Source organism: Halanaerobiales bacterium (assembly GCA_035270125.1).
Taxonomy (GTDB): Bacteria; Bacillota; Halanaerobiia; order Halanaerobiales; family DATFIM01; genus DATFIM01.
Genome location: DATFIM010000156.1, coordinates 1 through 9,335 on the forward strand (window position 1 = coordinate 1; position 9,335 = coordinate 9,335).

Sequence of the window (9,335 nt, forward strand, 5' to 3'; positions counted from 1 at the left end):
TACTAATTTTTTTGATGTTAGTTACATTAATAATTTAATTCATTTATCAAGAGAAAATTTATTTTTTGGTTTTTGGTTAAGCAATTTATTATATAAAAACAAAAAGCATAACAATTTTCAATCCAATTACGGGAATACAAAAAAATTTGGGCTAAACGCTCCAAGTGAAGGTGGACCAATTTGGTATAAATGGTTTTCTAAAGAGAAAATTTATTTTGAAAAAGATTCATTATCTGACAAAAAAGTAAAACAGATAAGAAAACATTTTTATGCTATCATCAATAAGCAACAAAAACCTTTAATTATTAAAAATTTAATGACATCTCAACGTATACTTCCTCTTATTAAGATTTTCCCTTCGGCAAAGTTTATTTTTATAAAAAGATTACCAGAATATAATGCCCAATCAATTTATAAAGCACGAAAGAAATTATCTCCTCTGGAATGGTGGTCTGTAAAACCAAAAAACTATCAGAACCTACTAAATTTATCCTTAGCTGAACAAGCAGTAAATCAAGTTTATTATATTGAAAAACAAATAATGGAAGATTTAAAGTCCGTTAATAATAATAACATCATAAAGATAAATTATGAAGATCTTATAATAGATCCAAAAGCAATAATCGCTTTATTAAAACGATTTATAAATACAAGGAGTAAAGGAGATTTATCAGATATTAAAATTCAATCAGAAAATACGATAAAAATCGATCAAAAAGATTTTGACCAAATTAAAAATAATTGTACTAGATTTGACTGGAATAATTAAAAAATCATTAAGTAAATGCCAAGTAAATACACAACTCGATATTTAGATAAAACAGAATATATTGTTTGGGATTCGTTTGTTGATGAATGCGAAGATGGTAGTATTTTTAATAAATCTTTTTGGCTTGAAAATATTTATAAATATCAAAAAAATATAACATTCCGAATAGTTGGATGTTTTGATAAGAATAAAGAATTAATTGCCGGAGTTGCCATTGGTGTTAAAAATAAATTCTTCTTAATTCCAATAATTGTACCACCAATTCTTACACCTTATAACAGTATTTTAATTAAAACAAGGGAAACAAAATATATTTCGAAAAAAGAAAACTCTCAATTTTTAATAATTGAAAAAATTAATACCTTTCTAAATAAAAATTTAAAATTCATTACGTTACAGTTTCCTCCAAGTTTCAAGGATATCCGAAGTTTTTTATGGAATGGGTTTTCCGAAGAAATAAAATATACTTATACGGAAAAAATAACAGATATTGATAAATTATACGAATATTTTGATCCATCTTTAAAAAGGCAAATCAAAAAAGGATTAAAACATAATTATAAATTAAATTTTGATTTCAATGATAATGAAATCAAAACAAGTTATATGCTTTTACAAAGTATGCATAAAAATAACCAGAAAAAAGGCTTTCTGAATTTTAAGGATTTTGATTCCTTTATAAAAATCCTAAATGCAAATAATAGTCTTCTTCTTTGCAATATTTATAAAGATAAAATCCCTGTTTATACAAATATTATTTTAATGGATAAATCAACAGCTTTTTATTGGTTAGCAGGTGGAAATTACAACTTATATAATACCGGATTAAACCAGGTTCTACTTTATAATATTCTGGACAAATTAAATCAGCTCAATTGCAAGTTTTTTGATTTTGTTGGCGCAAATACAGATAGTATCGCTAAATACAAATCAAATTACAATTTTAAGCTTACACCATATTATGCAGTAAAAAAAATTAACGGAATTATTCCCAAAATATTATTTAAAATTAAAGAAATTATAAATGATTAAAAAAACTATTTTTAATAGTGTATATCTTTTTCTGAAACTTTTTGGAGGCAAAAATTTTTCTAATAAATCTTTTCATCCTTTTGTGCTTCTTAAATTTTTCTATTGGCAAAAAATATTAAGAATTAATGGGAACGTTCCCTGGCCAGTTCATTTTACCAGTCAGGTTAGAACTCCTAAAAAAATAGTTAAAGGAACCAGAAATCCGGGTATGGCTTTGGGATGCTATATTGATGGAAGAAACGGAATTATCATTGAAGAAAATGTATGGATTGGACCTAAGGTTTCATTAATTTCAATGAATCATTGTCTTGATAATTTCCAAAAATATGAAAAGACCAATCCTATAAAAATTGGCAAAAACTCATGGATTGGAGCCAACACCACTATACTGCCTGGAGTAGAACTTGGAGAACATGTAATTGTTGCTGCCGGGGCAATTGTTACTAAGTCATTTAAAGAAAAGAATATTGTTTTAGGGGGTAATCCTGCAAAAATAATTAAAGAGATATCTGATTATAAACCAATTTAATGAACACTGTCTTAAATAAAGCTAAAATAGAGTACATCCTGAAACATTTGAGTCATGGCATTGAGTTAAATGATATAAAGAAACTCTTTATTTTTACTACCTCTAAAGAACTATCTTCTGATTTAAAAAATAAAATCGTTTTCACACTATCTGCACAAAACTTAAATTCCGAAAATATTTTATGGGTTAAAGATATTCCGATTCTGTTCCCTATGAACAACAATCAGGATTTATATTCCATTGATCAAAACAACAATCTAATCTTTCATCACGACCTGCTTAAATCAGCCTTTTACCTGCTTTCGGGATACCAGGAATTAAATCCGGAATATAAAGACCGGTTTGGCCGTTTCCCTTATGAGTTATCTATTCAAAAGAAACTGGGTATTATAAAAAAACCGGTGGTCAATTACTATTTTGACTTTATAATTAAAGGATTAGAAGAATTCTGCAAAATTCATAACCTGGAATTAAAAAGAAAAAAGCCTTTCAGCCCTTTTGCATTCTTTTTATCGCATGATGTGGATAAAATTGACACTTATAACATCTATGATGTTATTTATTATATGAAAGTATTGTTTGGGTTGGCTAAAAAAGAGATTCCCTTTTCGAGGAAAATACAAAAAGTTGCTGAATACCTGTTCCATTATCTTTTTACCCGAAAAAACCCAAACTGGGATTTCGATTTTTTACGGAACCTTGAAAAAAAATTTGATTTTACTTCTACCTTTTATTTTTTACCAAAGGACCTTAAACACCAGGACGCTTATTATTCATTTCACGAAAAAAGAGTACATGACCTTTTTAATCAATTAAAGGCAGAAAATTGTGAGATTGGAATACATGGGACCAACCGTTCGGCTACCCGGCTGAAGTTTTTACAATCCAATATCGCTGAATTAGAGAAGGCTTCAGGGGTTACTGTTTCAGGCATAAGACAACATCGGCTTATTTTTGATATGAGTATCACCCCCTACATCCATGAGGAGGCTGGTTTGGCCTATGATACTTCGTTAGCATTTGCAGAGCATGAAGGTTTTAGAAATTCATACTGTTTCCCTTTTAAACTCTACAATTTTAAGGAAGACCGTCCGTTTAAAACCTGGGAAATACCACTTAATGTTATGGATGCAACCTTATTTGAATACAGAAATCTAGGTATGGATGATGCTTTTGAATCTGTCAGGGAGATTTTAAAGGAAGTGATAAAATTTAATGGTGTCTTTTCCTTGCTTTGGCATAATGGTTTTTTTGATGAAATATTAAATCCGGGAATAAAAAATTTTTATATTTCACTATTAAAAATTATTAATTCAAAAAATGGAGCTTCTATTTTTGGTAAAAACATAATTTAAATATGTATAGGAAACAATTTTTACTCACTAAAAAGGGAACTTTCAAATTAAATTGGGATAAAAAGAAAATATATAATTTTAATTTATTTTATCATCCTGAACTAGAATACACATCCTCATCATATAAACAAATAGAAATAAGCCTATTGGGTTCTATTTTTGATTGGAATAATCCTCAATTTTCAAACAAACAAATAATTGACAAATTAGTTTGTTTGAATACATTAGAAGAATTGTTCTCAAATATTTCTAGATATTGCGGTGAATTTATTTTAATTTACAGAAAAAATGATGAAATTATTATTTTTAATGACACAAGTGCACAATCTGAAATATACTATGATATAAATTTCACTTGTTTTGGTTCACAACCAAAACTTTTATCAGAGATAATTGAACCACTTCCACATAATGATCCAATAGCAAAAAATTTTTATTTATTGGTGATACTACACATACAAAAAACATAAAACACTTAAAACCAAACCACTATATAAATATTAATAAAAAAAATGTGATTCGCTTTTATCCTGTTAGTATAATACAAGAACTTCCGTTAGATGAAGTAGCAAAAAGAGCATCCCTAATGATTAAAGATTATATTGATGCTATTTCATTAAGGCACAAAACAGCAATTGCAGTAACAGGAGGATATGACAGCAGAATATTATTTTTAGCCAGCTTAGATACTGATTCAAAATATTATGTGTTAAAAAAGAAAAATATGTCAGGCAACCATTATGACATCTCAATTCCAAAACAATTAACTTCAATTTATAAAAAAGAATTTCATGTAATAACAATCAAGAAAAAAGAAAAAAATGAATTTAGTCAGGAATATACAAAAAGTATTGATTTTCCACGTTATTTAAATCTTACAGGGAATATATTTAAAAATCATGTATATTTAAGTGGAAAAATTAGTGAGGTTGCCCGAAATTATTTCGGATACAAAAAAAATATCACACCCAAAGATTTATCTATCCTTAATGGCTATTCAATTCACACTTTCCCTATAAAACAATATAGTGAATATTTATCCAAAAACAACACTATATTCAAAAAACTAAATTATAATTTATTAGATATGTTTTATTGGGAAGAAAAAATGGGTAACTGGGCTGCTAAATCAAAAACTGAATCTGAATCACTAAAACGAACAGTTATTGCTCCTTTTAATTCTAGAGATTTGTTAACTTTATTATTAAGTGTAAATAGAAAATTTAGAGATTCTCATAACAATATTCTTTATAATAAAATTATTTATTACTTATCGGATAATAACAAAAAAGTGCTTAAATTGAAAATTAATCCCTGTCCTAAACAAAAGATAATTAAACTTTTAAAAAAAATTAAGGTTTATAATTTATACAGTAATATAAATTTAACCCTTAAGAAATATAATCATTTTGACAATTTAATTCAAAATCAATCTCCATAAACTTCTCTAAAAACCATAAAACATTAAGGGAGTTACTATTCTTATATTTTATCGGCTTAAAATTCATGCATTTCAACATTTGAGAATCTCTTTGTTTTGTATTATTTACATCTCGGTATTTTTTAAGAAACGTGGTTAAGAAAATATTTTCTGATAATCTTAAAAAAAGTTTAAGTAACCATTTTTTTAAATTATTCTCAAATTTTATATCCAAAGATTTAAAATAATATTTAAATAAAACATATTCATAAAGTTTCTTTCTATACCTTAACTCAAAAGGAAGTTCCTTAAAAAAATCTACTAAATCTTTATCCCATAATGGTAATAAAAAATCATACCCAAAAAAGTCATAATTTCGGCAGGCATTTACTATAAACTTACTCTGTCTTTCCTGCCAGTTCCATTGTTCTAACATATTAAAAAAAGGTTGTTCATTAAATGGGAAAGAAATAATTTTTTTGGCTACTTCCTGGGACTCTGATGTTTTATTTAATTGATAATGCTTTTCAACAATAGCTTTGAGCAAATCAGGGTTATTATCTATTAGTTTATATCGCTCTTTTAAATGACTTCCTGCGATAAAATCTCCTGCGTGACCTGGAATAAATACTGAGTTTAAAGGCAATATTTTTCTTTCTTTCAAGTGCTTAACAACAAAATATTCTTGAATACTAAAAATAGATAAATAATTACAAGCATATTCAGTATATTCATAAAATTCTTTAGAACTACAAAAATTATCATATATTTCATCATCATAAGGTATAAAATACCAGGGATATCCTAGTTTTTTTGCAATCTTTTTGGATCGTCTTACTTCAAAACTGTTATATTTTCCATAAGTAAAACAAATAACGTTCTCATATCTTTTTTTCTTTAATAAAGATACTATAAGACGAGAATCTAGCCCTCCACTTAAAGGGATCACTGCTGTTCTACCATTTAATTGTTTTAATAACTTTTCTCCTAAGTCATCTAAAACATTTTTTAACCTATCACTATTCTCTTTAAATGAAATATCAAATTTTTCCTTCATTTGAGGGAAAATATAATATCTTATAGAATTAACTTTATTCTGATTAATTGAAACAATTTCTCCGGACTGGACTTGATATACATTTTGAAATAAAGAATTATTTTTAGTAACTAGTCCAGAAGCTAAAAATTCCTTACAACTCGAATCATCCTTTTTTAAATTATACTTTTTACGAAGCCAACTAACATTATCTGTTATAATCCAATTCTTGTTATTATGATAATAAACTATAGGAAAAGTTCTTGTTATATCTGATATTAAAAAACATTCCTTTTTAGATTTAATAATGATTGTAAAAAGACCATTCAATAATCTTACTTTCTTTATTATATCATCCTTATCCGCTAGATCCTCTAGCATATTAATTAACTCCTTTGCTCCCAATAATTGTTCTTTAAAAATAGCAAAACCCTTTACCCAAATAGTTTTTTCTTCATTTTTCGCCCATGAATAGCCGGTTTGATTTATAACAGAAACTTCAATCATGTTTTATAATTTTATTAACAAAATAATTATAAATATCGACCCAATAAATAAAAAGAGCTTAATAATTCGATTATATTGAATTCGTGCTTGACGCAGAATATAAATGGCAAAAATCATCCATGCCAATGTACTCACGATAGAAAACAAGAGAATTGTATAATATGCATCCGAAAACAATAAACAGCCGATAAATAGAGAAAGTCCTCTAACGATTATTAAAATTACATTAAATAAAAAACCTTTATCTTGTTTTTCTAATACAAAAAAGATACGTGATAAAGGAGATGTTGAAAACACCATTAATATCCATGGACTCAAAACTTCTGCATACTGTCCTGCAATATACCATTCATTTCCAAAAATTAATGCAAAAATTTCTCCTCCAAATAAAGTTAATGTACCTATGGGGATTAAACCTATTAAAAGCATATTTCGAAAAACACTGAAAGTTGTCTCTGAAAGAGCCTTTAGGTCATTTCTCAACTCGGAAATCTTTTGAAAAAAAACATCACCTACAGATTGTCCTATAACATACACGGGAAGATTTAATACTCTATGTCCTAAACCATATAAACCTATAACTTCTTGAGAATAAAATGCAGACAAAACAAATATTGGAATATGAACTGAAAGTAAATTTAAAAGTGCAGAGGGCATTGAATAAAGAGGAAACTTTACATATCTTTTTGCCAGATATTTTATTTTAGTCCAGGAAATTAAGTGCAAACTTTTTCTTATCGTTTTTCCAATTTTGAAAAAAATAAAATTAAAAGCCACAAAGATTCCTACTATAGAGGATCCTACTAATCCAAATTCTCCAAATGACAAAAACCCTGAAGTAACTTGTCCTCCTGAAGTAGATGAATAATGAATTATTCGAGACCTTGCAATTAATTTATATTTTTTTTGTCTATTACTATAATGTACTGCTGAAAGATATAAAGCCCTAAAAAAAACAGCTAAGGGTATCCAATATAACCAATATCCTATTGATTCTACTTTAAAAATTTTAGAGATAGAGGTATTAAAAAAAAAAATAACAACTTCTAATAGAATAGAAAAAACGATAATATTTAGTATTGCCAAACTTAACATATTTATAGCTCCCTTATCTTTTTTGGGGAGCATTATTCCTTTGTCGTAGCTTAACGGTGCAATTACAGCTGTAATTGCCAAAATACTATTAAATAAACTTAAAACACCAAATTCTTCAACAGAAAACAATCTGGTTAAAAAAGGAGAAGCAATTATTGGAACAGCCTGAGCAATAGCAGTTCCACTGACTAAGGTTAAAATATTTTTATAAAATTCCGAAGCACGGATTTTTTTAAACATACATTGCTTTTATTGGGTTACAAAGCATGAATAACCTCAGCCAGCGACCGGGTTAACTCCCTTCGTTCAAACTGCTTAATATCTACTGATTCGACAGAATCAGTATTGGCCTGATAACGCTTAAATAAATGAATAACAGCTGATTTTATCTGTTCAGCATCTTCATATTCGCACACTTCTCCTACCCTCATCTCCCGAATTAGACGGGCAGTATCTCCCTGTGTATTCCCGAGCATTAATACCGGCCTGCCGGAGGCCAGGTATTCAAATACTTTTCCGGGAATCATCCCGGAGGAGCCGGGAAAGCGACTAATCAATAACAGAAGTACTCTCGATCGCATCATCTGCTTAGGAATATCACTATGTTGAACATAAGAAATACGCTCGGTAAACTCTTCCAACCCATGCGCTTTCATCTCTTCAATCACCGAAAAATCTACTTTACCAATCAGCTTAATCTTTAATTTTGATTGTAAATCAGGATTTTCATGCAACAATTCCTGTAAAACCATCCACAGGTTATGCGGATTCCTTTCCTTATGAATCGTTCCGATATGCACGATACTAAATTCATCATCCACCTGGTTGGGGGTATTTTTAAAGTCCGAAGCATCGTAACCATTGGTAATAATTTTTACATTTTTACCTCCGAGTTGCTCCAGGTCTTTGGCCCATGACTGGCTTACAGTCAAAACGGTATCAGCAGACCGGATAACTAGTTGTTCTAATTTTCGGTGTTTCTTATCTGCTCTCTTGCCTATATTCAGCAAATGATAGTAATCTACCTTGGTCCACGGATCCCGAAAATCGGCAATCCATTGAATATTTAATTCCTTTTTTAATTGTAATGCTATTAAATGCATGCTATGAGGCGGACCTGTTGATATAATCGTGTCTATTTGATTTTCAGCAATATATTTCTTAAGGAATTTTGCCGATGGACGGACCCAGAATTTCCGGGCATCGGGAATAAACAGGTTTCCTCGTATCCAAACTGCAATGGATTCTAAAAAACCCGTTTTTTTATTTTCCTGAATAAACCCTGCATTCACCTTCTGTTTTTGACTTTTTCCCGTAAAAACTTTATAAAAAGAATAGGGTTCAAAAATTTTGCGTTTAATGACTTGTATGTCAGATGGGATATCCTCTAATAAAGAGTTGTCTTCAACGGGACTTTCAGGATTTGAGGGAGTATAAATAACGGACTCAACACCAAATTCGGGCAGATACTTCGCAAATTTAAGCCATCGCTGCACCCCCGCACCACCACTCGGGGGCCAGTAGTACGTTATGATTAAGACTCTAGTTTTAATTTCTTTATTCAAACCTTATTATATAAATCTATAACTTTC

9 protein-coding genes are annotated in these 9,335 nt (G+C 28.9%); 6 read left to right on the forward strand and 3 right to left on the reverse strand.

The genetic code is table 11. The features are described 5' to 3' along the window. From VJ881_08075 to VJ881_08100, 6 genes are all read left to right on the forward strand, one after another. Positions 1-769, forward strand: a 769-nt coding sequence (locus VJ881_08075; protein ID HKL76009.1) for a sulfotransferase, incomplete at its 5' end; no start/stop codon positions are given. 15 nt (positions 770-784) lie between these two features. Continuing rightward, positions 785-1,801: a GNAT family N-acetyltransferase gene (locus VJ881_08080; protein ID HKL76010.1), complete on the forward strand. Its 1,017-nt coding sequence runs from the start codon at positions 785-787 to the stop codon at positions 1,799-1,801. Further along, positions 1,794-2,330: an acyltransferase gene (locus tag VJ881_08085; GenBank protein HKL76011.1), complete on the forward strand. Its 537-nt coding sequence runs from the start codon at positions 1,794-1,796 to the stop codon at positions 2,328-2,330. The genes VJ881_08080 and VJ881_08085 overlap by 8 nt, the downstream gene beginning before the upstream one ends. Positions 2,331-2,377: 47 nt before the next feature. Continuing rightward, positions 2,378-3,685 carry a polysaccharide deacetylase family protein gene (locus tag VJ881_08090; protein HKL76012.1) on the forward strand — a complete coding sequence of 436 codons (1,308 nt, stop codon included), beginning with the start codon at positions 2,378-2,380 and terminating at the stop codon, positions 3,683-3,685. A 2-nt stretch (positions 3,686-3,687) separates the two neighbouring features. Beyond that, on the forward strand, positions 3,688-4,155 hold the full coding sequence (locus VJ881_08095; protein ID HKL76013.1) for a hypothetical protein: 468 nt from the start codon (positions 3,688-3,690) through the stop codon (positions 4,153-4,155). Between the two features lie 116 nt (positions 4,156-4,271). Beyond that, positions 4,272-5,126: a hypothetical protein gene (locus VJ881_08100; GenBank protein ID HKL76014.1), complete on the forward strand. Its 855-nt coding sequence runs from the start codon at positions 4,272-4,274 to the stop codon at positions 5,124-5,126. On the opposite strand, the gene VJ881_08105 is transcribed toward VJ881_08100, so the two are convergent. The 3 genes from VJ881_08105 to VJ881_08115 form a co-directional block, all read right to left on the reverse strand. Further along, positions 5,077-6,522 (reverse strand): asparagine synthase-related protein, encoded by a 1,446-nt coding sequence (locus tag VJ881_08105; GenBank protein HKL76015.1) that lies wholly within the window; start codon positions 6,520-6,522, stop codon positions 5,077-5,079. The genes VJ881_08100 and VJ881_08105 overlap by 50 nt on opposite strands. Before the next feature lie 129 nt (positions 6,523-6,651). Continuing rightward, a complete protein-coding gene (locus VJ881_08110) occupies positions 6,652-7,983 on the reverse strand; it encodes an oligosaccharide flippase family protein (GenBank protein HKL76016.1) in 1,332 nt (443 codons plus the stop codon). 17 nt (positions 7,984-8,000) lie between these two features. Next, on the reverse strand, positions 8,001-9,239 hold the full coding sequence (locus VJ881_08115; protein ID HKL76017.1) for a glycosyltransferase: 1,239 nt from the start codon (positions 9,237-9,239) through the stop codon (positions 8,001-8,003). Positions 9,240-9,335 lie beyond the last annotated feature (96 nt).

Bases quoted from the DNA above. Each gene is read 5' to 3' on its own strand.
- VJ881_08080 (HKL76010.1), top strand. From the start codon at position 785: ATGCCAAGTAAATACACAACTCGATATTTAGATAAAACAGAATATATT.
- VJ881_08085 (HKL76011.1), top strand. From the start codon at position 1,794: ATGATTAAAAAAACTATTTTTAATAGTGTATATCTTTTTCTGAAACTT.
- VJ881_08095 (HKL76013.1), top strand. From the start codon at position 3,688: ATGTATAGGAAACAATTTTTACTCACTAAAAAGGGAACTTTCAAATTA.
- VJ881_08100 (HKL76014.1), top strand. From the start codon at position 4,272: ATGATTAAAGATTATATTGATGCTATTTCATTAAGGCACAAAACAGCA.
- VJ881_08105 (HKL76015.1), bottom strand. From the start codon at position 6,522: ATGCTAGAGGATCTAGCGGATAAGGATGATATAATAAAGAAAGTAAGA.
- VJ881_08110 (HKL76016.1), bottom strand. From the start codon at position 7,983: ATGTTTAAAAAAATCCGTGCTTCGGAATTTTATAAAAATATTTTAACC.